Raw genomic sequence first — 23,988 nt, 5'->3', positions numbered from 1 at the left:
TCAAAATTACTTATAAGTACTATGAAAAAGCGATTAACGTATATTTTGTCGTCAGTGCTAATGCTGGTGATATTTATAACAGGGTGCAAAGACAATCCATCTGGTGGTGGCAACAAAAAAGGAGAGTTTTATGAGGTCAATTCCTGGATTGTTTCTACTATGGACTACTATTACTACTGGAATGAATTAGTTCCAGAAGAGGCAGATGGAGAGCTTGAGCCAGAAACATTCTTTAATGGTATGCTGCAAGAAGACGATATCTTTTCATATATGTCAGACGATGCAGAGAGTCTTCAGCAAGAACTGCAGGGTTCTTCCTATACTGCAGGATTTTCACCCACTTTTGGGGCTTTCTCTAATTCCAACGGGGTTTTTATCATCGTTGAGTTTGTATATCCCGGAACACCAGCTGATGAGGCAGGCCTCAAACGTGGTGATATCATTCTTGGCATCAATGGTGTTTCCCTGAGCCGCGACAATTACCTTGATCTTTATTACGCAGAGGGAGAAGCTACCTACCAGTTAGGAGAATACGATGCAGAAGAAAATGCAATTGGAGAAGGAGGTACAATCACGATAAACAAAGCACAGATCGATCTGGATCCTGTTGTACACACCAGTATTATTGATACCAACGGAACCAAAATTGGCTATATGTTTTATGCCCAGTTCCTGGTGGGTGAAGGTGATCAGTTTATTGAAAGTGTGGATAATGCCTTGTCCGAATTTGAAGCGGAAGGTGTAACCGAATTGATTGTGGACCTTCGATACAATCCCGGCGGTAGAGTGACAGCGGCTGAAAATATGGCCAACTCAATTGTTCCAGCTATCGAAGCAGATAATGAAGAAGTGTTTGTAAGATATGAATACAACGATAACCTGCGCAGTTATTTCCAAAGTGTGGAAGGCATAAATTCTCCAAACCTGGTTGCCCGCTTTTCATCCGATCCGGTGAATCTGAACCTTGAGCGTGCTTACTTCCTTACCACTTCCAGCTCTGCATCAGCCAGTGAATTACTGATCAACGGATTGCGCCCATATATGGATGTAGTTCAGATCGGAACGCCTACCTTTGGCAAATTTTATGGTTCTTTTGTACTGACCGGCGAGGATGCAAGTCCCCCCAATGATTATGCCGTGGTTCCTGTTACGCTGAAATATGCGAATGCCGATGGTGTTTCAGACTTTCGCGATGGCCTGATGCCTGATTATGAAGTGGAAGAAGATATTTTTCAGCCTGAACCTATCGGTGATCCGGCTGATCCTATGTTAGGAAAAGCCCTTGAGCTGATTACTGGAGAGCCTGGCCCCGTGGCCAAAAAACGCTCCAATATTCCTTATCAAAAACTGCACGATCGTGTACAATTACGTAAAGGCAACGTGCTGTTTGAAGACTTTAAGGATATCAGAAATTAAGAGAACTCATTTTATTTAAAGTGTTAAGCAGGCCGGTAGATGTATTCTCCCGGCCTTTTTTTTGGAATTAAAGTGAATACATTTATCGAGGGTTGTCGGAAAGAATGGTAAAAGGGGAGTACAGCTAAAGCTTTGAAAACCTTATGAACTCGTACCTTCATGGGGGCAAAGCTTTATTTCTTGACTTTCTTCACCGGCCTGAAGGTCGAAGCAATTACTGTACAAATTGAAATAAGAATGATGTAAAAGTCGGCTGGTCATCCTCCTGAGAAATCGGGAAAGAAGCGATTTGCCTAATCAGGATCGGAAGCCTTCGCAATGGCGGTTTTATCTCGAACTGGCGTGAAGCTGTTATTATCAAAATTTTGAATGCCAAAAGATGCCCCTGTGTGGTAAAGGATGGTTTAGATTAAAATATCACCATAAAAAAAGCCCTGCCGACTTTAATAAAGTGACAGGGCTTGAGTTTCAGTACGAAGCTCCAAGCTAACCAGCCGAGGGTTCCAGCTTGGTCTTTTTAGACTCTCCGTTCAGGTTGCTTTGGTCTTTGATGATGCCGGGTTCGGTAGTTCCGAACATCACTTTGTTCAATTTGCGACGACCGCGCTCAATGACACTGTAGAGTACGGGAACGAGAATCAGCGTAAGGGCGGTTGCGAATATCAACCCAACAATTACGGCAATAGCCATAGGCCCCCACCATGCGGCCTGCTCGCCTCCCCAGAAAATATACTCACTCAGGTTACCAAAGAACTCCAGCGGGGTATTAACCAGTACAATGAAGTCAAAGTTAAAACCGATAGCTAAAGGCACGAGTCCCAGTGTGGTGGTGATGGCGGTGAGAATTACTGGCCGAAAACGAATTTTACCGCCTTGCAATAAGGCCGATCGTAAATCCATGCCGTCTCGCTCACGCAATATATCCACGTAATCAATCAGTACGATGGCATTGTTTACTACAACCCCGGCCAGTGATATGATACCAAGTATGGCCATCAGGCCAAGCGGCATATTGAAGATCACCAATCCATAAAAAACGCCGGCGGTCGACATAATTACGGAGCTGAGGATGATCACCGGTTTGGCTACTGAGTTAAACTGTGATACCAGTATAAAAGCAATCAGGAACAAGGCAATGAGAAATGCCCGGAAAAGGAACTCGAAAGATTCCTGCTGGTCTTCCTGTTGGCCGGTCCATTCATAGGTGTAGCCAGCTGGCATTCCTTCCAGGTAATCATCGAGCAATACCTGAGCTTCCTGTAATACGGCATTAGACTGAAAGCCGGAGCGTACATCTGCACTTACCGTCACTACTCGCTCAGATTGTTTATGGCGAATGCCTCCAAAGCCATCGCTGACTTCCCAACTGGCAACTTCCGAAAGGGGGATCTGCACTCCTTCATGGAAGATAGTAAGATTAGCCAGAGTGCTGAGATCATCACGGTATTCATCAGATAACCGGACAACGATGTCGTATTCATCTTTTCCGTCACGGAATTTGGAAGCCTCCACACCATTAATGGCTTGCCGTACCGTCATACCAATATCATTGGTATTGAGATTGAATAGAGCAGCTTTTTCACGGTCTACATCTACTTTTACTTCAGGGCGCGATTCAGGTAAATCTGTTTCCAGTCCGTCCAGTTTTGCATAAATAGAATCTCCTTCAATAATACGCAGCACCTGGTCTGAAATTTGAGTGAGCTGGTCCATTTGTGGGCCAGTTATTTCCAAGTTGATGGGTGGGCCGGTAGGCGGTCCGTCCTGGGGTTTTTCAACGGTGATTTTTGCACCGGCAACCAGTCCCGAAAGCTCATTGCGCATGTATTCCATGGCCTCGAACACTCCTTTTTGTCTTTGCTCGTAATCCACAAAATTGATTGCTACCGTGCCCAGATGGGTAGAATTACCACCGCTTGCTGCGGGATCACTGGTAATAGCTGCACCGGATGTAGCAAGGATGGTGTTATAATCCACATTGTAAGGCATTTGTTCTACCTTGGCCGTTACTTTATCAACCACGCTTTTGGTGAATTCAACATCTGAGCCTACCGGTGTTTCTATTTGTACATATACATCACGGGGCGGGATGTCTTCGGGGAAGAACTCAGAGCCAGGAAAGAATACACCCAACACCACAAAACTTGAAATCAGGACCAATACAGAAATTCCGATAGTGCTGATACGATGGTTGAGAGCCCAGGTGAGGCTGCTTTCGTATTTGTCCAAAACCTTATTAAGACCTTCTTTTTGCCACCATAAGCCAACAGGAGTTAAAATATACCGGTTGGTTAGCCATAGCAGAGCTCCCAAAACAATAAGCATGGTCCAGGTAATAAAGCTGGCGAACAGGAAGATGGCCAGAATGACTGCAAGTATACCATACAGAATATATTTCCCTTTTTGTGTCATGACAGCCCTTCCGGTATCCCCTTCTACTTTCATAAACAGGGCGCAGAGTACCGGGTTTATCACCAGCCCAACAAACAGGGAACTACTTAAAGTAATAATGAGAGTGAGGGGAAGATAGCCCATAAATTCACCCACAATGCCTGGCCAGAACAGCATAGGAGCGAAAGCTGCCAGGGTGGTAGCTGTTCCTGAAATAATAGGCAGGGCAACTTCTCCGGTTCCTTTTTTTGCAGCTTCGAAATTATCGTAGCCTTCTTCCAGGTAGCGGTAGATGTTCTCTACCACCACAATGGCATTATCTACCAGCATACCCAAAGCCAGAATAAGAGAAAACAGCACAATCATGTTCATGGTGATGCCTAACGCGCCCATCACAATAAACGATAAAAACATAGACAGCGGAATGGATACCCCTACGAAGGATGCATTGCGCACCCCGAGAAAGAAGAGTAACACACCGATTACAAGAATCAGCCCGGAGATAATGTTGTTCTCCAGGTTGGTGACCATGCTGTTAACGTCCTTGCTCTGGTCGTTTGTAATTTTATAGGTGGTTGATGGGGGTAGGGCGGGTAAAGCTTCCGATAGGATTGTCTTAACGGCCTGAGAGGTTTCCAGGATGTTCTGACCAGTCCTTTTTTTAACCCCGAGGGTGATTACCGGGGAATTATCGAGGGTGGAATAGGTTTCGCGTTCTTTATACCCGAAAGTAACCGTAGCTACATCACGTATGTAAATAGGCCGGTCGTTTTCAGTTAACACTACGATATCTTCTATAGGAGCAGTGTTTTCATATTGCCCTGGTACTCGCAAAAGGAAATTTTTGGAACCCACGGTGATATCACCGCCGGGTACCGTCACATTCTCCTGGCTGATGGCGGCTATAATATCGGTAAAGCTAAGGTTATAATATTTCATTTTAGCCAGGTCTACATCCACCTGTACCTCACGTTCCAGCCCTCCGGTAAGGTCTACGCCCAGCACAGAGGGGACGGACTCAATGTCCTCCTGTAGGTCCTCCGCTATTTCTTTTAGGATATCAAGGCTGTAATCTCCCGAGAGGTTTACCTGCATAATGGGGAACTCGGAGAGATTGACCTCTTGAATTACGGGGTCTTCGGCATCCTCCGGTAAATCTGGTTTGGCCAGGTCCACCTTCTCCCGCACTTTTTGCAGGGCTTCGTTGATGTCGATGCCGGTATCAAACTCCAGGTTGATATTGGAATAGCCCTCAGATGAAGTCGAGGTCATTTCCTTTACGTCGCTGATGTTACTGAGCTCGTCTTCCAGCTTCCGGGTTACCAGGCTTTCCATATCCTCCGGCGATACACCAGGGTAGATGGTTACCACAAAAATGTTAGGTACCGTGATGTTGGGGAACGACTCTTTTGGAATGGTGACATAAGAAACCACGCCCATCACCGCAATAAGGAGCAACAGCACCAATACACTTATCCGGTTGTCGATAGAAAAGGTTGAAAGCCAGAATTCTTTGCGGTTTCCTTCCTTGGGAATTGGCCTCCCGTTGCCCGTATTTGTTTCATTTTGATTGTTCGTACTCATGGTACTATATCTCCCGTATATTCTATAAAATCAGTAATGCTATTTGTTTGAGGCTAGGCTTTTGTCGCGACTTTCCACAATGTTGAGCCGCATGCCGTCATTCAAAAAGGCAGACCCGATGGTTATTAATTCCTCGCCGGCTTGCAGGCCGTCACGTATAATTACATCCGAGCGAAAAGAAGGCCCCAAAGTAACGGTTCGTCGTTCAGCAACTGGTTGCCCCTCGTCGTTTTCTGCTTTTACATACGTCACAAATTCGTTGTCTTGCTTGTAAATGAATTCCTCACTTACGATCAGCACATTGTCTTCACTTAAGGTATTCAGGCTCATATTGGCAATCATGTCTACCTTATAATTGCGTGAATTGGGTGGTAAAAGCACTTCAATGCGGAAGGTTCGGTTTTGGGGGTCGATGCTTTTCCCGGCAAAAGTAATGGTTCCTTTCAGGGAGTCATCGGCTTGGGTATCAAACCAGATATCGACATCGTCACCTTCGGTTACTTCCTCCGCATAGCGCGCGGGTACACCGGCGGAAACAATATAGGTGTCCGTACCAATCAGCCGCAGCACTTGCATGCCCGGGCTGGCCATTTCTCCTACTTCAAGCATGAAGCGCTCTACCGTTCCGTCAAAGGGGGCTTTGATGCGGGTGTTCTCAAGATCTACTTTAATAGATTCAAGCGAGGATTTTGTTTGCTGGTAGTTATACTTGGCGTTCAGGTATTCGATTTCAGAGCCGATGCTATCTTCTTCAAAAATAGTTTTTAGTCGCTCGTAGTTTTCGCGGGCCTGCTGGGTGAGTGCTTCGAGCCGTGCTTTTTCCTGTTGAAGTTTGGCATCATCAATTCGTAAAAGCACATCACCTTCTTCCACGACGGCCCCTTCTTCAACCAACTGCTCCACAACGCGGCCGGTTACTTCAGCAGAGATCATGATGTCGTTTTTAGTTTCAACATTCCCTACCACCCTCAGTTTGCTCTGGAAGGTTCGGGGTTCAAGTTGTTTTGTTTCTACATTAACGGTTTTGCCGACAGGCTCATCTCCGTTGGTTTCTTCAGGAGCCTCGGGCGAGCAAGCCACTGCAGCAATCATCAATGCCGGAAGAAGAAAAAATTTAAGGGTATTCATTTCGATGGTAAGTTTTGGAGGTTAAAATCAGTATCAGTTGTAAGTGGCGGTGTCCACAAAAGGAACCTGCCCGGTGGCAAGGTCATATTGTGCCTTGGCGTTCAGGTATTCAAACACCATGAGTGCGTAATTTACTTCGGCCTGGCGGACTTGTACTTCGGCCTCGGTCACCTCAATTTGAGATCCGATCCCATTTTCAAGTCGTTTTAAAGCACGTTCATAGCCTTCTTGTGCTTGTTCCAGGGCTTGTCTTCGGGCTTCTGCGGTTTCAAAGGCTTTGTTCAGGGCTTCGGCAGCAGAAGCAATTTCATTCTGGGCATTCAGCCGTGCAGCCCTTTTTTGCTCTTCTACATCTTTGCGCTGGATCTGAGCCTGCTGTACATCCGCAAACCGTTTAAAGCCCTCAAAAATTGGCAGACTAAAATTAATAGCCAGAGTTTGAAAACGGTTTGGATCGGTATTGGGCTCAGGGTTTTGGAAAAAGGTAGGGGAACCGGGCTGGGCGGCACTCCATTGTAAATTATAGGTGGCGCTTAAAGTTGGCAGAAAGCGGCTTTTGATGGCCAGAATCTCTTTATCTCTTAAATCCAGGTTGGCATTCAGCATGCGAATGTCGCCGCGATCGTCTAACATAGAAGCCCATTGCTCATTGGTTTTTTCATAGGTGAAAGGGTTCATTTGGTCGACCCGTTTGAGATGGCTGTTTTCGGATTCTTCAGCCTCCTTCGCAACAATATCAAAAGCGTTAAGGTCACCTTTCACCTCAAAATCAAATTCCAAAGGAATACCTAAAACCTGTTTCAGGCTTCGGTAAGCTTCTTTCACAGCATACCGCGCTTCCACCAGTGAGGGGCGTTGATTACTGAGCTGTACTTCAATTTGAAGGACGGCGTAATCATCCACAAGTCCGGCCCGGTTGCGGGATTTATTTTCACGAAGATTGGCTTCCAGACGTCTTATTTGAGCTTCCTGAAGCCGCAGCTGTTCTTTCGCTACCAAAACCTGGTAATAAGCTTGTCTTGTTTGGGTGATAATTTGTTGGGTAGTAGCCCGCAGGTTTTCCTGTTGAACGGTTTTGAAGATCGTGGAGGTGCTGAGTCCCACAAAAACCTCTCCCTGGAAAATATTTTGAGTGACCGAAAAACCGCCCTGCCAATTATTATCCGTTCCGAAGGAAACTCCAATGAGCTCACCTTCCGGGGCATCGGGATCAAAAATTTGGGCAGGTAAATAATTTACCGGTGTTTCAATATTGCGGGTGTAGCTCATGGATGAGCTGATGTTTGGAAATACCTCGCTGTAAGCAATGCGTACCATTTGGTCGGCGTCTTGTACTGAGAGCAGCGCACGGTTTACTTCCGGATTATTGGCTACGGCAACTTTTATGGCATCCTCAAGGTTGAGGGTGCCTTTTTGCAGAAGGGAATCTTGTTGCACTTGAGCCTGCGCCAGCATGGGGGCCATTGAGAGTAGCAAGCCAAACAGGAGGGATGTTCGCTTAAAGGTTATTCGATTCATGAGTGAGTGTTTCTGAAAGTAGTTCGAAATTTTCGGGCGACTGATACGGTGTTATCTTGAATCTGTTTCAATTTTTGACTTGAAGTCATCAATTGACTCTGCATTGGTGGCTATACCACAACCAATGAGTCTTAAATACTCTTGAAAGAGAGAGTTTACATCAATGCTATTCTTTTCAAGCAGCTCAAAATGGGGAGAGTTCTGATGCAGAAATGCGAGGTTTACCATACCATGAGAAGTGCTCCACAGCATGACGGCCAATTCTTTGGCATTGTAGCTGTTGTTGATACTTCCATCCTGCATGCCTATTTGGATTGCCCGTACCATGCTGGTAAAGGCCGTGTCCATATTGTTTTGGCACATTGACGGATACTCGCTTTCACCTAATTGTTCGGCATCAATAAGATTATCAAAAAAGCGCATGGAGCGGAAATATTCGGGATGAGAGCGAACAAAGTTGAGATAGTTTTCTCCCATTTTATAAACCATCTCCAGTCCGGTAATATCTTGCGTAAGTACGGAAGATATTTGCTCAGAAAGCATTTTGCTAGCTTTATTGCAAATCCCTAAAACTAAATCGGTTTTGTTATTGAAATAAAGATAGAGCGAACCTTTACTAACTTCGGCCTGTTCTGCCACCTCATCCATATTGAGCTGATCCAGTCCCTTTTGAAGAATCAAAGTCTCGGCAGCATCAAGTATGAGCTCCTTCTTTTGTTCTCGTTCACGCTCTTTGCGTTCGGCTGTTCCCATATGTGAACTATAATTTTTTGACTTAAAGTCATTTTTTGAATACAGGTCACAAAACTACACAGTTTTCCTGATAGTTCCCATGGGTTAATGATTTTTTTAAATACAGAAAGAAACCGGCAAACAGGGCCTTAGTTCGCTGATTTATTAGATGGGAACTTTTTATACCAAGCAATAAGTTTATTGATATTCAATTTGATGTGCTGCTTAAACAGAATAATAATGTTGCTAATTCTTTAGCAAGAAATACTTAGAGTTTTTAGTAGCAAAAAAAATTCAGGTCACTGTAAATTCTGTTTGCGCCAACAACAAAAAGCCATTATCATTGTTTCAGATACACACAGCAAAATCAGCTTAGTTTATTCATCACGAATAAAACGGAGGACCCATAAGTGGGGCGAATTCCTTTTTGGAAAGAGCATCTATCAGCTCTAGCCCGTCAGCTAACTTCGTAGGCATTGATAGAAGATTGAGCGTCACATCCGTGCGTTATCGGTCTTCGTATCGCTATATCAACCATTGAATTTTACACCGATAAGTGAACGCACATGAGTATTCAAACGCAGGATTACACCCTATCTGCTAAAAAATTTGAGATTCCAGAGAGTATCACTCATTCACCAGGCATCCGCTTTGGAGATCACCTGATCAAATCAGTATTGCTAAGTACCGACCTCAGCTACATTCAAAGCCTGCATGCCGATGCTGTGATGATTATGAATCCGTTTGAGAAATCAAGCAAGCTGGATAAAGTCATTATTGATTTTAGCAATAAACCTGTGTTTTGTGACGCTGGTGGAGGGTTTTTAAGAGAAGAACAAACTATACAGTCTGCCAAAACAGCTTTTGAAATAGGGGCTTCCGGAGTGGTTATTTCCAAACCTACTTCACCGGATATAATTGCCCGAATCAGAAAAGAAATCACCGGAAAGCTTATTTACACGGTGATGTATGATGGAGAAGAAGTAGAAGAATTGGCTGATGCTGGAGTGGATGTTTTTAACATTGCCACCGGCGAGTATACTGCTGAATCGGTAGCCAAAGTAAAAGAACTTGTGCCAAATGTACCAGTGATGGCCAGTGGCGGTCCCTACGACTCCACCATCCTGGAAACAATAGAAATGGGGGCAGATGCCATCGTGTTTAACCCGCCCACCGCAACCGAAATACTACGTTCGGTATTTGATGAATACCGGCACGGTAAACGATAGCAACCCCAACAGTAAAAAAACAAATTAACAGAGGGTACCAAGGAACAGGGCTAAAACTACATCCTGAAAGAAATTCCTGCAGGTCCTCGGTAAATCAAAAACTATAGGTGAATATTATGGATGTATTCTCAGCAGCTCCGCATCATGACGTGTTAGTCCTGGTCGTTCAGATTGGGGTGTTATTATTGGTAGCCCGCGCATTAGGCGAAATAGCCCAGCGGCTGAACCAGCCCTCCGTGGTTGGGGAAATCATGGCCGGTATACTTCTCGGTCCTTCATTGCTGGCTGGTTTTTTCCCGGAACTTGGTGAGTGGGTAGTTCCCCAAAACCAAACTCAGGGCTACCTTTTGGAGGTAGTAAGCCTGATTGGCGCTATGTTTTTATTGTTGATAACTGGTCTGGAAACTGACATCCGGCTTATAAAACGGCATGCCCGTACGGCTATGGGGGTTTCATGGGGAGGGATAATCATCACATTTGCCACTGGCTTTGTATTGGGACAATTCCTTCCCGATTACCTGCTGGCAGATTCCAGTCAGCGCCTGGTCTTTTCGCTGTTCGTGGCTACGGCATTGTCTATATCTGCAATCCCTGTAATAGCCAAAGTGCTGATGGATCTCAACCTGATGAGGCGCGATATAGGACAAACCATCATTGCGGCGGGGATGAGCGACGATACCACGGGTTGGATTTTGCTATCCATAGTAGCAGGTCTTGCCAGTGGGGAAGCGGTAACTGCAGGTACTGTTTTGCAAATTGTAGGCAGTGTGCTGGCCTTTATGGTAGTGAGTTTTACTATTGGTAGATGGATGGTTAAAAAACTGCTCACCTATGTGCAGGATGAAGTACAAAGTACCGATCGCTTACTTACGCTTGTGGTAGTACTCACCTTTTTGTGGGGAGCAATTACACAGGCCCTGAACCTGGAAGCTGTACTGGGTGCCTTTGTAATGGGGATTATTTTTGGGATGATGCCTCGCCTTCCAGATGAGGTGCATCACAAGTTGGAAAGCATTGCCCTGGGAATATTTGCGCCCATCTTTTTTGCGGTTGCTGGATTGAAAGTGAATGTTATCAATCTATTTGAACCGCACTTGCTGCTGATTACGGGCTTGGTGATACTGGTAGCCACAGGCGGTAAAGTAGTGGGTACATACATTGGGGCAAGGTTTATCGGCAAAAAAGATCATTGGACAGCTTTGAGTTTTGGAGCCGGTTTGAATGCCCGCGGGGCTATGGAAATCATCATTGCCACTATTGGTTTACGCCTTGGGATTCTTTCGCAGGATATGTTTTCCATTATTGTGGTAATGGCAATGGCCACCTCGCTTATGGCTCCATCCGCAATGAAGTGGGTGTTGAGCAATGTGAAGATCGGCAAAGAAGAAGAGGAGCGTCTCAAGAAAGAAGAAATGGAAGCGGAGAGCATGGTTGCTGGAATCCACCGGGTGTTGTTGCCGGTGCGTAAGCGGGGAGCTCATCCCGATAAATTATCCATTCAATCCGTGGAGTCGCAGTTATTGGCACTGATGGGCAAGGATACAGATCTGTCTGTTACGTTGATGACGGTTGTTGAAAAGGATCAAAAGAAAGAATCCGAGCAGTATTTGGACGAGTTGGGAGCAATCTTTAAAGGTCTGGATGTAACTACCAAACTGGTGACCGGTGAAAAGCCAGACAAGGCTATCATCAATGAAGCACAAAAGGATTATGACTTGTTGATATTGGGGGCCACCGAGCCATCCCCGGAACGAAGTCATTTGTTTAGTTCATTCATCGACTATGTGGTAAGGGTTGCACCCTGCCCGGTGATGGTGGTGCAAAGCGAAGGCATTACGGAAAGTTGGAAACCACGGCGTATATTAGTGCCTACTACCGGTACGCAAGCATCAAGGAACGCTGCCGAGCTTGGATTTGCTTTGGCACGCAACAGCGAAAGCTGCGAAGTAACAGGCCTTAATGTAGTTGAACAAGGACGAGATTCGGGCAGACCTTATCGCGTTGCAAAACCTTCTGTAAAGAAGTCCAATGTTGGGGCTTCTATTGTGAAGGAGTTCAAAGAGCGTGGCGAAGCGTACAAAATTACCACGGAAGGCATTGTAGAGCACGGTGAAGAAGTTGAATCTATCGTGCTTGATTTTGTTGAAAAGAACGATATCGACCTTATGATCCTTGGTACCAATATCCGGCCAGGTTCGCACAGGCTGTATTTGGGCCCCCGGGTTGAAAACATTCTGGAGCAGGCAAAATGTCCGGTAGTTGTATTCAACACCTGATTATGTAACCCATTTGTTATGGGCATGTTTGATATTATTGATTAAGTTCATGCCATGGGTTTGAAAATAATTGCTTAACATAAAGGCCTGTTGCCAGTTAGATTAATAAGCCTAAGGTCGAACCGCGTTTTTCATAACGTGCAAATAATTCAGAAGTACTACTATCTTACATGAAGCATAAAAAATTAGCTAAAGAATTAGGTCTTTCGGATGTATATGCCATTGCAACCGGGGCTATGTTTAGTTCCGGTTTCTTCCTGCTGCCAGGATTGGCAGCGGCTGAGACTGGCCCCTCTGTGGTATTGGCCTACCTGGTTTCAGGTATTATCGTGTTACCCACCATGTTTAGCGTGGCCGAGCTGGCAACAGCCCTGCCGCGTTCAGGTGGTACATACTATATCATTGATCGCAGCCTGGGCCCCATGTTTGGAACTATTGGCGGCTTTGGCTCCTGGTTGGCACTCATCTTAAAAAGTGCATTTGCTTTGATAGGAATGGGGGCCTATATTTCCATTTTCTACGAAGTGGATATATTATATGTAGCCATATTCCTTACCGTTGTATTTGGAGTTTTGAATATAGTGGGGGCTAAAGAGACTACTTTTCTCCAAAAAGTGTTGGTAGCTGCACTGGTTACCATCATGTTCTTTTACATCATTCAGGGCGTGTTTAAAGTGTTTTCTTTGGATATCGTGAATGTTACACAAACCCAGTTTACTCCGTTTTTTACGGAGGGTATTTTTGGCTTTTTCGCTACCGTGGGGATGGTGTTTGTATCGTACGCCGGGCTGACCAAGGTGGCCAGTATTGCCGAAGAGGTAAAAGATCCGGACCGAAATATTCCGCTGGGGATGTTTTTGGCGATCGCAACCGCTGTTACCGTGTATGTGGTAGGCGTGTATATTATGGTTGCGTTGCTTGACCCTGCAGCTTTCAGGGAAGATCTGACCCCTGTAGCAACGGCCGGCGAAGAGTTTCTGAATTGGCTGCCCGAACCGGGCGGACTGATACTGGTTGTGATAGCAGCTGTAGCCGCTTTTGCTTCTACCGGAAATGCCGGAATTATGTCGGCTTCCCGTTATCCTATGGCCATGGCGCGAGACAAGCTCATCAATAACCGTTTCGCCAACGTTGGCAAATTGGGAACGCCTCACTGGTCCGTATTGGGTACTGTTGCTCTGATGATTTTCTTTCTTTTGGCTTTTAATGTGGCAGAAGTGGCAAAATTGGCGAGTGCATTTCAGTTGCTGTTATTTGGTTTGCTAAACCTTGCGGTGATTGTGATGCGCGAAAGCAGGATTGAAGAATACGACCCCGGCTTCAAATCGCCCTGGTATCCATGGATTCAGATTACGGGCATCATCTTGTCCATCATCCTGATTTTTGAGATGGGAATTTTATCCATCATATTCACTCTGGTGGTGTCTATAGCAGCTATTGTATGGTACAAGTATTATGCGGAAGATAAGGTAGAAAGGCAGGGAGCTATTTACCACGTGCATGCCCGTCTTGGAGAACATAAAGACCAGGGACTGGAAGGGGAGATGAGAAACATCCTTCGCGAAAAAGGATTACGCCAGGAAGACCCATACGAAGAGCTGGTATCCCGGGCTGATGTGCTGGAGTATGATTCAAATGTCAGCTACTCAACGATTATAGAGCAAGCCTCGGAAAGGTTATCGGATAAACTGGGACATGACACAGAAAAACTTATTGAACTGTTTACACAGGATGATGAAAATACGGCCATTCCCATTGCTGATGGGGTAGCTCTGAATCATGCCCGAATTAACGGAAAGATTTCTCCGGAGCTGGTACTGGTGCGGATTCGCGATGGCTATAGCCAAGATAAAATAGAGAAAAGTGATGGAGAGGAAGATGAAAAGCTGCACTCCATTATCTTCTTTGTGAGTTCGCGGGATAATTCCGGCCAACACCTGCGCATTTTAGCCCATATCGCCGAAATGGTCGGTTCAGGCTCCTTCCTTGAACGCTGGTGTAAAGCGGCTAACGAGGAGGAAATTCGGGAGATTCTGCTTAGGGATGAACGTTTTATCCGCATCACCCTGACTCCTGATGACAGCACCCAGCAGTATATCGGTAAGATGATTAAGGAAGTATCACTGCCGGGTCAAAGCCTGATCACCATCATTCGTCGCAACGGTAAGATTAAGATTCCTCATGGTATTACGGTGCTGCAAGAAGGTGACGAGCTGTCTATTATTGGCGAAGTGGAAGACATCAACGAGCTAAAAAAACTGTTGAATAAATAAGCCTTTCTATTTAAAAATAGCTAAGCCACAATGTGCATTCAAGCTGACACATTGTGGCTTTTTCTTTTTTTGGGTAATTCCATAGTGCTTCACAAACCCTTCATTTCATAGTGCTATCTATAAAGCTTGTTGTTTGCGACTGAACAAAAAATTTGGGTTAAAAGGGAAACCGATATGAGAACAGAACTAAAGATAGCACTGCTGCTATTTGCCGTTAATACAACATTTGGGCATTTATTTGCCATGCCAGAGTTTATTCGGGGTTTGCTATTCGGGCTTTCAATAGTCTTTATGGTGCCTGGCATAATTCCTGAAAAGAACTACCAAAAGTTTAAAAAGCGCCAGAAGAATAAAATTCTATTTCTGAGAAAATTGGTTAGAGCTCACTGATATGGCGGCCATAATGAATACAAGAACCAATCTGTTTTTGGGGTTATCACTCGGGATAAGTTCGGCCACGCTTTTGGTTGATCGTTTTGTATATGTATCGGATTGGGTGGCTTATCTGCTCATGGTTGCAGCTGTGGCCTTTTTAGGATTGCATTTCAGCACTTATCGGAAAAGCAAAAGCGCGAAGTAGGGTTTTTAGAAAGGACTTATTTCAATCCGTCATTCTGAAGCTACCGCTGAAGAACCTTAGCCAGAAAATGGTTGCCAACCAACCAATGGCAACAGCGCATAAGCCACAGGAAATATTGTATAGGAAATTGGTTAAAGATGCTCCGCAAAATGCAAGGTCCATCGGGGGTACCCTCTGGATGACCGGGGTGGTGGGGAGACTGGGACTTTCAGTCTCCAACCAAACCCCTGCACTTTTAGTGCAGGGTGGTTTAGTTCTACATTCTTGACCTCCTCTTTCTCCTACCTCGCAAGGAGGAGGACTCCCAAAGATTATAATAAGTACAATCAAGTTTGCTAAGCGTTAGTTTTGGTATGTGTGAAAGCCTCTCCTTGAGAAGGAGAGGTTTGGTGAGGTCGAAGATTTGGGCTTGTAGTTTGTCAACGCTTCACCAGTTATATTAACGTTTAAGGTGCTAACGATTTCATACTGAAAATAAGAGATCTGGCGCTTTGTAAAAGGCAGGTTCCTTCGTCGGTAGCCTCTGGATGACATCCCCGCGATCACAAATACACATCATTCCAGCTTACCGGCAATATAACCCGTGGTCCACGCGGCCTGGAAGTTGAACCCACCGGTGACCCCATCGATATCCAGGACCTCGCCGGCAAAATATAGACCAGGCGTTTTTCGGCTCTCCATGGTTTTCATATCCACGTCCCGCAGACTAATGCCCCCACAAGTGACAAACTCTTCTTTGAAAGTTGTTTTGCCTTCCACCTGGTACGTATCGTTGGTGATCAGGTGCACCAGCCGGTTAATGTTCTTTTTGCCCATATTTTGCCAAATCATATTGTCGCCCAGCTCCAGTTTGCCAATCAGGAATTCCCATAACCGTCCCGGAAGTCCAAAAGGATTTACATTCCGAATTTTCTTCAGGCCTGATTCTGCGACCACATCTTTAAAAATCTGACGTATTTCTTGCTCAGGACGATCACCGGTCCAATTGATGAGCGCCTGGAAATTGTAATCCTTCTCATGGAGTTCACGGGCCCCAAAGGCGGAGAGCTTCAGGATGGCAGGTCCGCTCATGCCCCAGTGGGTGATCAATAACGGTCCGGTACTTTTTAGGTTGGATCCCATGATTTTGGCAGCTACCGGCTCGGCCGCCACACCCATCATGTCCTTAATAGACTCGTTTGGCATGTTGAAGGTAAACAAAGAGGGCACAGGTTCTTTGATTTCATGTCCCAGCTCTCGAAGCCAGTCGAGGCCGGAGGCGCGGGGACTCCCGCCGGTTGCTACCACTACTTTGTCTGCTACTATGCGACCACCCTTGCGAAGATCCAGCTCAATACCACTATCGACGGGTCGTAATGCCTGTACATTAACGCCTGTTTTAATGCCAATGCCCAGCTTGCGGGTTTCCTGCATCAGGCAGTTGATGATAGTTTCCGAATCGTCAGTGACGGGAAAGATGCGGCCGTCGTCTTCTGTTTTCAGCTCTACCCCGCGCGACTGAAACCATTGCACCGTATCGGTGGGCGAAAACTGCCCGAAGGCTTTCTTCAGAGGACGTTCACCCCGGGGGTAAAACTTGACCAGTTCACGGACGTCAAAACAATGATGGGTTACATTACAGCGCCCGCCACCGGAAATGCGAACTTTGGATAGCAGCTTCTTTGATTTCTCGTAGATGGTGACCTTGGCATCGGGGTGATGCTTTTTGGCGGATATGGCACTAAAAAAACCGGCGGCTCCTCCGCCGATGACAGCAACTTGCATATTTTTGAAGATCAAGATAGGGGTTTATAGAGACTTCTTTGGGGAGAAATCAGAGCAGCTGTAAAACAATAAACGATCCCGGGATGTTGAATTGCGCCACCCGCATCTCGCAAATTGGGTCCATAGCTTTAGCGAATCTAAACAGTTTTTCTTAACCATCACTTAACCATCTCTTAACTCCCGCGGCTTTCATTCACTCCGCAAAGCCCGCATATTAGCAATCTATTTTCTGAATCACTCTAAGGCCTGTGCATGAGCGCTGCTGTAACAACTTCTTCCATCGTCCAAAAGCGGCGATACAACATGTACGGGATTGAATGCTAATTTTACTTATTCCCCTCATCATTATGACACTAAGGCTCATTTTCAAACCGACTGTTTTAAACCTGCTAATCTCTTTTATTTTTTTAGGATTCCTGGGATGTGAACCTTCCTCAAACACTCAAAAAGTATCGGATTCCGGACGGCAGTGGCTGGCGGGTGACCATCACATTCACTCCCGCTACAGTGTGGGATGGGAGCGGGACTCAACTCCGCCGGCTCCCATCATTGGCGGAGATGCTATTTACCCAATTCCCATGAATGCCCTGATGGCTAAACGGTATGGGTTATCCTGGATGGTTTCCACCGATCACGGAGGTCCCAATCACAGTAAAGTGAACCTGGAAATGGCGTACCCGGAATTACTGTCTTCCCGGAAGGCAGTCCCTGAAGTGATACAGTTTTACGGGATGGAATTTGATACGCCCGGCGCAGACCATTCCAGCCTGATCATCCCTCATACCCATGATGAATCTGAACATTTGCATGACATTGAGTCTCAGTTTAACAAAAGAGAACCCTTCCCAAGCGACAGCACCTGGGATACCGAGCCACGGATGCTGGAGGCCCTGGATTACATGAAGACGCTCGAAACCAAACCGGTGGTGATTGCCAATCATCCCTCACGCTCGGCCACAGGGTTCCGGGAATATGGGTTATATGATCCTGCGGAATTTCGAAATTGGAACGACAAGGCGCCTGAAATTGCCGTGGGTATGGCGGGAGCACCGGGACATCAGGCTGCAACCATTAGTGCCGATAGCAGTTTTCGGGAGCGCCCAAGGGGCGGTTATGGCCGTTTTCCAACGATGGGCGGGTTTGATCAAATGACGGCCAAATTGGGTGGTTTCTGGGATTCGATGCTGGGTGAAGGCCGGCGCTGGTGGATTACCGCAAACTCGGATTCACACGTACATTGGAAAGAAGGTGGCTCTGATTTCTGGCCGGGTGAATATTCTAAAACATATGTGTATGCAGAGAAGTCGCACGAGGATATTCTGGATGGCATCCGCAGCGGACGGGTTTTTGTTACTTTGGGCGATCTGATCTCAGAACTATATCTCACCGCAGAAGGAGGGCACCACTCTGCAGATATCGGTGGATCCATGCATGTGGAGCGGGGCGATGACATCGAAATTACGATCCGTTTTAAAGATCCGGACAGTACCAACACCTGGGGAGATAATCCCGAGGTGAGCCGGGTAGACCTGATAATGGGAGAGATTTACGGGCCAGTGACAGACCGGGATTCCGATACCAATCCCACTACGGAAGTCATTGAGCGCTTTACAGAAGCGGATTGGGAAGTAGATGGGGACTTCCGGGTGATCCGGTATACTCTGGCGGAACTGAATACCTCAAACTATATCCGGATACGGGGCACCAACAGTGAGGAGCTGGAACCTGAGGAAGATCCTGCGGGTGAAGATCCATGGGCTGAACTTTGGTTTTATTCCAACCCTGTTTTTATTGAAGTAGATCAATAACAAATTATTGACTGATCCTCTTGGCTACAAAAAAATAGCTGCCGGGTTCACGGGGTGCGTTTGGGGATTAGTATGCCCCGATATGACAACCGGACTATTATAGATGCCACTTCCTTATTTCGAATTCAGGTTAATTTAAACTTTAAATAACAAACCCTTAACAATACAAAGGGATAATCATTCTATCATTTAACTCTCAATAAGGATGATCTCTTCAAAACCATACTAAATAGCAAAAGGACATGATATAGGCATCCTATTTATCTCATAAAAAACCCTTCCCTGCTGCAACAGGAAAGGGTTTAAATCAAAACCTTAAAAATTTAAGATTTCGATCGATGGACTTAAATCTACAAAAATATTCGAAGCTATTTTCGAAAAAGCTTCTTTACGCATTTCTTGTACAGGTGCTTTTTTCCCAGGTACTTGTACCCAATAATTTATTGGGTTATTCAGCAACAGAAACCACTCAGGCCGTTGACAGAACCATAACCGGAACGGTGGTGGATGCAGAATCCGGGGAACCACTGATTGGGGTAAACATCGTAGTGGCCGGCAATCCTTCCATTGGTACGGCTAGCGGTAGCGATGGTACATTCCGTTTAAACGTTCCCGACGATGCTGACATGTTGGTTTTAACCTATTTAGGTTATGTCAGAACCGAAGTAGAGCTAAGCGGCCAACAGGATGATTACCAAATTGAAATGCAAGCCGAAAGTGCATTGCTCGATGAATTCGTGGTAGTGGCATACGGAGTGCAGAGAAAATCCGATTTAACGGGTTCTATTTCTTCTGCTTCCACCGAAGAATTTAATCAGGGGGTGGTGACCAATCCTGGTCAGTTGTTACAGGGAGTAGTTTCCGGGGTGAATGTGACTAATGCCAGCGGAGAGCCCGGGGCTGCACAGGATGTAATTATCCGGGGTGTGGGAAGTCTGCGTTCAGGTACTACTCCGCTTTATGTGATTGATGGGTTTTTGTTGAATAACTCTTCCATCGGAGTGGCCACGAACCCGTTGAACTTTATAAATCCCAATGACATCGAAAGCATCGAAGTATTAAAAGATGCCTCTGCAACAGCGATGTACGGAGCGCGGGCATCCAATGGCGTAGTGGTTATTACCACCAAAGAGGGAGCTGAAGGCGACACCCGAATGAGCCTTTCTGCTTCTGCCGGTTGGTCGAGCATGGCCAACAAAATTGATGTATTTAGTGCCGATGAGTTTCGCAATCAGGTTCAAAATGTAGACGGTATCCTGAACGATTTTGGGGCTAATACCAACTGGCAGGATGAGCTAACCCGAACAGGTTTGTCACAGGATATTAACTTTTCAATGAGTGGCGCTGCTTCCGAACAGTTTAATTATTTCTCTTCTCTGGGTGTACAAAACCAGGAAGGCATTCTCAAAGAGAACAACCTGAATCGTTATTCCGGCCGGCTGAATATGAACCAGTCTGCTTTGAACGACCGACTGCGGGTGGATTATCAAATTAATGCTGTGCGCACCGAAAACCTGCGTCCTAATAACACCGCCATGGTGGTGGATATGCTGCAACTCAATCCCACCATCCCGGTGTATACCAACGGCTCTCCCACACTATTGGACGAAATGCTGAATCCCGTTCAGCGATACGATATCTATTTAGATGAAGCTGTCAATAACCGCATTCTGGCGAATGTAGCTCCCACTTTTGAGATTACAGACGGGTTATTTTATAAGCTCAATTTGGGGGTAGATTATTCCGTGACCAACAGGGATGTACAAACATCACCCTTCTCATTGCTGGAAGGTTTCGAAAATGGCTCGCTGGCCAATATTAACACCAAGAACACCAACAAGCTGGTTGAAAACACCCTTACTTATATGTTTGATAAGGATGTGCATGCTATAAACCTGCTTGCCGGCCATTCTTACCAAGAGTTCTTCTATGAAACCAGCACCACCAATATGGAAGGTTTCAGTGATAACGGCATTGAGCCCCGCTACCAGGATCAGACCAGTACGCAAATCACGCCAACTGATCGGTTTGCTGCGGCTGAAATCAACAAGATTCAATCGTTCTTTGGCCGGGTTAATTACAGCTTTGACAGCAAGTACCTGCTCACGGCCACCATACGGGCCGATGGCTCTTCCAAGTTTGGGGGCAACAATCAGTATGGGTATTTCCCATCCTTTGCCATGGGTTGGAATATTTCTGAAGAAGACTTTTTCAACAGTTCCTTTATTGATAACCTGAAAGTACGAGCCAGCTGGGGTCAGACTGGGAACCAGGATATCCCAAGTAAAATCACAAAACTGAGCTACAGCGAAAGCAGGGGCGGGAATAACACCTATCCGCTTAGCCCGGACGATAACAACCTGGATCAGTATCCATACGGAATCATATTTACCCGTCTGGCAAATCCGGACATCCAGTGGGAAGTGTCCACACAAACAGATGTAGGAATCGACTTCGAACTGTTCGAAACCCGACTGGTTGGCTCCATAGACTATTACAACAAAGTATCGGATAATATTTTACTTGAAGTAGTACCTGCCGATCCGGTTCAGCCCACCTCCACCTTCTGGACGAATATCCCGGATATGGAAATCCAGAATTCGGGTATAGAATTAACCCTGGAATATCGAAGTTCTCCCTCAAAAACCTTTCAGTACAGCATTGGCGGGAACGTTTCTACGATTAACAACGAAGTGGTGAACTCACCCTATTCCGTGTTAACAACCGGAGCAGCACAGGGGGCCGGACAGACAGGAGCCACCATCAACGGCTACATCAACGGAGAACCTATTGGTGCCTTTTATATGCTGGAATTTGACGGAATTGGTGAAGACGGACTGAATCAGTTTGTAGATACCAATAACGATGGTGCGGTACTGGAAAATGATCGCCGGGTAGTAGGCAGCGCATTGCCAAACTTGCTCTATGGAATTCAGGTGAATATGGATTATAAAAATCTTGGTCTGGCACTAAACTTCAATGGTGCTGCCGGGCATAAAATCTATAACCACACCGCGATGTCCATTTTCAACAAAGGGAACCTCGCATCCAGCTTTAATACCACTGATTTTGCCGTTGAATATCCCGATGAAGCCAATACCAACTCCAATACCGTGTCTACCCGGTATCTCGAAGATGCTGATTATTTGCGGCTGAACAGTGCCACCTTATCCTACAACCTGCGTCCAGGTTTGATAGGGGCAGAAGGGGTGTTTCGCAACATACAGCTGAAGCTGACGGGGCAAAACCTGTTCACACTCACAAACTATTCGGGTTACGATCCGGAAGTTAACACAGGAAGCACTATTGACGGTATTCAGACTTTCGGAATCGATCGTTTTACCTATCCATCGGTGCGAACCTTTCAAATAGGGCTGAACCTAACCTTCTGATAATCTGATTGCTCCCAGAAGGAGTAAACAGATATGGACCAACAAACTATTTCAAAAAATTAAACTCATTGAACAATGAAAAACAGATCTTTAATCACACTGATTACTGTCGTATTTATCCTATCCTTTGCAGGATGTGATGTTCTGGATGAACAAGTGCTGGATGAATCCCTGACCGGCGCCGGACAAGCGGAAACTGTAACCGGGGCTATAGCTCCAGCCTATGGACAACTGGCCTGGACCTGGAGGCATACCAATTACTTTGGCTTGCAGGAGTTGGCTTCCGATGAAGCTATTCTACCCTACCGGGGAGGGTCCGACTGGTTTGACGGGGGCAAATTCATCGCCGTACATCAGCATTTAATGACCCCAAGCAACGACCTGATTACCGATGCGTGGAACGAAGTAACCCGCAATATTTCCAGAACAGTAGCCGCCATTGAAGTACTCAAACCTCTTTCTGAGGACGGTGATCAGGAGGCCACCGAAGCGCTCCATGAAATGATAGCCCTGAGAGCTTACCTGAATATGCTGGCGTTGGATAGCTGGGGCGTGGTATTCGATAAAGAATCAACCGATGCGACTTCACGAATACTACGAAGACAGGAAGCTATTGATTACATCCAAAGCGAGCTGGAGTCTGTGGTTGATGTTATAAACACGGATAAAGGACCGGGACGCTTTACGCAGGGAGCCGTTCAGGGTATGCTGGCGCGATTGCATCTGAATGCAGCGGTTTACCGGGACCCGTATGGCACTCCTGATTTTACAACCGAAGATATGAATGCCGTGATTGAACTCACCGATGACATTATAAACTCAGGTCAGTATGCACTTTCTGCAGAGTATTTTGATCTTTTTAAGGATGATAACAACAGCAATCCGGAACTGATCTTTGCCATTGATCAGAGAGGAGTACTGAATAACGAGCATAACCGCTGGGCGTACTGGTCGCTATCGGGTGATTTGCATCCCAGACCCGAATGGCCAAGTGCTGATGGAACGGATGGTGCGGCGGCTACCTCGGACTTTATACTAACCTGGGCCGACGCGTATGGCAGTATTGACGGGGCTGAAGCTGATGCCCGTTTCTATAAAGAGGAAACCGAAGTCCCTGAAAACTTACAGGACTTGACCGGAGTTACTCCTGCAAATGACGAAGACCATTACTTTTGTGTAGAAGCCGTAGAGTTTGAAATTGACAAAGGTTTTCTTCGTGGAAACATCTGGGGTCCAAGAAAAGGAGAAGATGGCAACTTCCTGACCTGTGAAGGCGGAGGAGTTCGGATTTATCCCGTGATCAATACCCGCACAAGAGGGCAGGGTGAAACCCAATATGTGGATCATACCCTGGAAATTGATTTCTCCAATGAGGGACGATTGCATAATACTGGCTACCGTTTCTCCAAGTATCAGTGTAGCCGTACCTCGGATGATTGCAACAATTTCAGCAGCGTGGATATTGTACTTCTACGGTTGGGAGATGTGTACCTGATGCGTGCGGAAGCTAAACTTAGAAACGGAGATGAGGCTGGGGCTTTAGCGGATGTCAATGCCCTGAGAGCCTCAAGAAATGCCCGGGCCGATCAGGTGCCTCCGGCCTTAACCAACATTGACCTGGATGTATTATTCCGGGAGCGTGGTTTTGAGCTATACTGGGAAGGCCTTAGAAGAACCGACCAAATCCGTTTTGGTAAATATGAAGATAGCTGGACGGAGAAAACCGACAGCGATGTCAACAAGAGACTGTTCCCAATCCCGCAAAGTGCTATTGACGGGGCTTCCAATGAGGAAGGCTATCTTTTGCAAAACGCAGGCTATTAATTAAATCAGATTTTTACCGGTAGCATGAAGGCTGTCTGAACGTATATTTCAGATAGCCTTTTTTATGTTTGCC

General features: G+C 46.1%; 13 protein-coding genes and 1 riboswitch. Of the genes, 8 read left to right on the top strand and 5 right to left on the bottom strand.

The annotated features are described in order from the left end of the window. Positions 1 to 21: 21 nt before the first annotated feature. Entirely contained in the window at positions 22 to 1,416 is a 1,395-nt protein-coding gene (locus FN815_RS05445; RefSeq protein WP_185957177.1) for a S41 family peptidase, read from the top strand. 486 nt (positions 1,417 to 1,902) lie between these two features. Here the strand turns inward: FN815_RS05445 and FN815_RS05440 are convergent, their stop codons facing one another. From FN815_RS05440 to FN815_RS05425, 4 genes are read right to left on the bottom strand one after another with little or no spacing between them, the layout of a single operon-like run. Continuing rightward, on the bottom strand, positions 1,903 to 5,391 hold the full coding sequence (locus tag FN815_RS05440; protein WP_142453599.1) for an efflux RND transporter permease subunit: 3,489 nt from the start codon (positions 5,389 to 5,391) through the stop codon (positions 1,903 to 1,905). 39 nt (positions 5,392 to 5,430) lie between these two features. Then, positions 5,431 to 6,519 carry an efflux RND transporter periplasmic adaptor subunit gene (locus tag FN815_RS05435; RefSeq protein WP_142453598.1) on the bottom strand — a complete coding sequence of 363 codons (1,089 nt, stop codon included), beginning with the start codon at positions 6,517 to 6,519 and terminating at the stop codon, positions 5,431 to 5,433. 33 nt (positions 6,520 to 6,552) lie between these two features. Further along, entirely contained in the window at positions 6,553 to 8,037 is a 1,485-nt protein-coding gene (locus FN815_RS05430) for a TolC family protein (protein WP_142453597.1), read from the bottom strand. 51 nt (positions 8,038 to 8,088) lie between these two features. Beyond that, positions 8,089 to 8,790: a TetR/AcrR family transcriptional regulator gene (locus FN815_RS05425; protein WP_142453596.1), complete on the bottom strand. Its 702-nt coding sequence runs from the start codon at positions 8,788 to 8,790 to the stop codon at positions 8,089 to 8,091. Between the two features lie 338 nt (positions 8,791 to 9,128). Further along, positions 9,129 to 9,260, top strand: a riboswitch (cyclic di-AMP (ydaO/yuaA leader). 75 nt (positions 9,261 to 9,335) lie between these two features. On the opposite strand from FN815_RS05425, the gene FN815_RS05420 reads away from it, so the two are divergent. The 4 genes from FN815_RS05420 (at position 9,336) to FN815_RS05405 (ending at position 14,937) form a co-directional block, all read left to right on the top strand. Next, entirely contained in the window at positions 9,336 to 9,998 is a 663-nt protein-coding gene (locus tag FN815_RS05420; protein WP_142453595.1) for a beta/alpha barrel domain-containing protein, read from the top strand. 116 nt (positions 9,999 to 10,114) lie between these two features. Beyond that, positions 10,115 to 12,274: a cation:proton antiporter domain-containing protein gene (locus FN815_RS05415; RefSeq protein WP_142453594.1), complete on the top strand. Its 2,160-nt coding sequence runs from the start codon at positions 10,115 to 10,117 to the stop codon at positions 12,272 to 12,274. Between the two features lie 170 nt (positions 12,275 to 12,444). After that, positions 12,445 to 14,547: an amino acid permease gene (locus FN815_RS05410; RefSeq protein WP_142453593.1), complete on the top strand. Its 2,103-nt coding sequence runs from the start codon at positions 12,445 to 12,447 to the stop codon at positions 14,545 to 14,547. A gap of 174 nt (positions 14,548 to 14,721) precedes the next feature. Beyond that, positions 14,722 to 14,937 carry a hypothetical protein gene (locus FN815_RS05405; protein WP_142453592.1) on the top strand — a complete coding sequence of 72 codons (216 nt, stop codon included), beginning with the start codon at positions 14,722 to 14,724 and terminating at the stop codon, positions 14,935 to 14,937. A gap of 745 nt (positions 14,938 to 15,682) precedes the next feature. Here the strand turns inward: FN815_RS05405 and FN815_RS05400 are convergent. Next, a complete protein-coding gene (locus FN815_RS05400) occupies positions 15,683 to 16,891 on the bottom strand; it encodes a BaiN/RdsA family NAD(P)/FAD-dependent oxidoreductase (RefSeq protein ID WP_142453591.1) in 1,209 nt (402 codons plus the stop codon). 347 nt (positions 16,892 to 17,238) lie between these two features. Here FN815_RS05400 and FN815_RS05395 point away from each other — a divergent pair, with 347 nt between their 5' ends. The 3 genes from FN815_RS05395 to FN815_RS05385 all read left to right on the top strand — a co-directional run bounded on the left by FN815_RS05395 (position 17,239) and on the right by FN815_RS05385 (position 23,915). Then, on the top strand, positions 17,239 to 18,699 hold the full coding sequence (locus FN815_RS05395) for a CehA/McbA family metallohydrolase domain-containing protein (protein WP_221930248.1): 1,461 nt from the start codon (positions 17,239 to 17,241) through the stop codon (positions 18,697 to 18,699). A 338-nt stretch (positions 18,700 to 19,037) separates the two neighbouring features. Continuing rightward, complete coding sequence (locus FN815_RS05390; RefSeq protein WP_142453589.1) at positions 19,038 to 22,091, top strand: SusC/RagA family TonB-linked outer membrane protein; 3,054 nt, start codon at positions 19,038 to 19,040, stop codon at positions 22,089 to 22,091. Positions 22,092 to 22,166: 75 nt separating this feature from the next. Further along, positions 22,167 to 23,915, top strand: coding sequence for a RagB/SusD family nutrient uptake outer membrane protein (locus FN815_RS05385; RefSeq protein WP_142453588.1), 1,749 nt, complete (start codon positions 22,167 to 22,169; stop codon positions 23,913 to 23,915). Positions 23,916 to 23,988 lie beyond the last annotated feature (73 nt).

Source organism: Gracilimonas mengyeensis (genome assembly GCF_900182705.1).
In the GTDB taxonomy this organism is placed as follows: Bacteria; Bacteroidota; Rhodothermia; order Balneolales; family Balneolaceae; genus Gracilimonas; species Gracilimonas mengyeensis.
Note: the sequence above shows the minus strand (reverse complement) of the source record. Positions and strands in the feature narration are given on the sequence as shown.

Coding starts and splice junctions, on each gene's coding strand:
- FN815_RS05445 (WP_185957177.1), top strand. CDS start 22: ATGAAAAAGCGATTAACGTATATTTTGTCGTCAGTGCTAATGCTGGTG.
- FN815_RS05440 (WP_142453599.1), bottom strand. CDS start 5,391: ATGAGTACGAACAATCAAAATGAAACAAATACGGGCAACGGGAGGCCA.
- FN815_RS05435 (WP_142453598.1), bottom strand. CDS start 6,519: ATGAATACCCTTAAATTTTTTCTTCTTCCGGCATTGATGATTGCTGCA.
- FN815_RS05430 (WP_142453597.1), bottom strand. CDS start 8,037: ATGAATCGAATAACCTTTAAGCGAACATCCCTCCTGTTTGGCTTGCTA.
- FN815_RS05425 (WP_142453596.1), bottom strand. CDS start 8,790: ATGGGAACAGCCGAACGCAAAGAGCGTGAACGAGAACAAAAGAAGGAG.
- FN815_RS05420 (WP_142453595.1), top strand. CDS start 9,336: ATGAGTATTCAAACGCAGGATTACACCCTATCTGCTAAAAAATTTGAG.
- FN815_RS05415 (WP_142453594.1), top strand. CDS start 10,115: ATGGATGTATTCTCAGCAGCTCCGCATCATGACGTGTTAGTCCTGGTC.
- FN815_RS05410 (WP_142453593.1), top strand. CDS start 12,445: ATGAAGCATAAAAAATTAGCTAAAGAATTAGGTCTTTCGGATGTATAT.
- FN815_RS05405 (WP_142453592.1), top strand. CDS start 14,722: ATGAGAACAGAACTAAAGATAGCACTGCTGCTATTTGCCGTTAATACA.
- FN815_RS05400 (WP_142453591.1), bottom strand. CDS start 16,891: ATGCAAGTTGCTGTCATCGGCGGAGGAGCCGCCGGTTTTTTTAGTGCC.
- FN815_RS05395 (WP_221930248.1), top strand. CDS start 17,239: ATGACACTAAGGCTCATTTTCAAACCGACTGTTTTAAACCTGCTAATC.
- FN815_RS05390 (WP_142453589.1), top strand. CDS start 19,038: ATGGACTTAAATCTACAAAAATATTCGAAGCTATTTTCGAAAAAGCTT.
- FN815_RS05385 (WP_142453588.1), top strand. CDS start 22,167: ATGAAAAACAGATCTTTAATCACACTGATTACTGTCGTATTTATCCTA.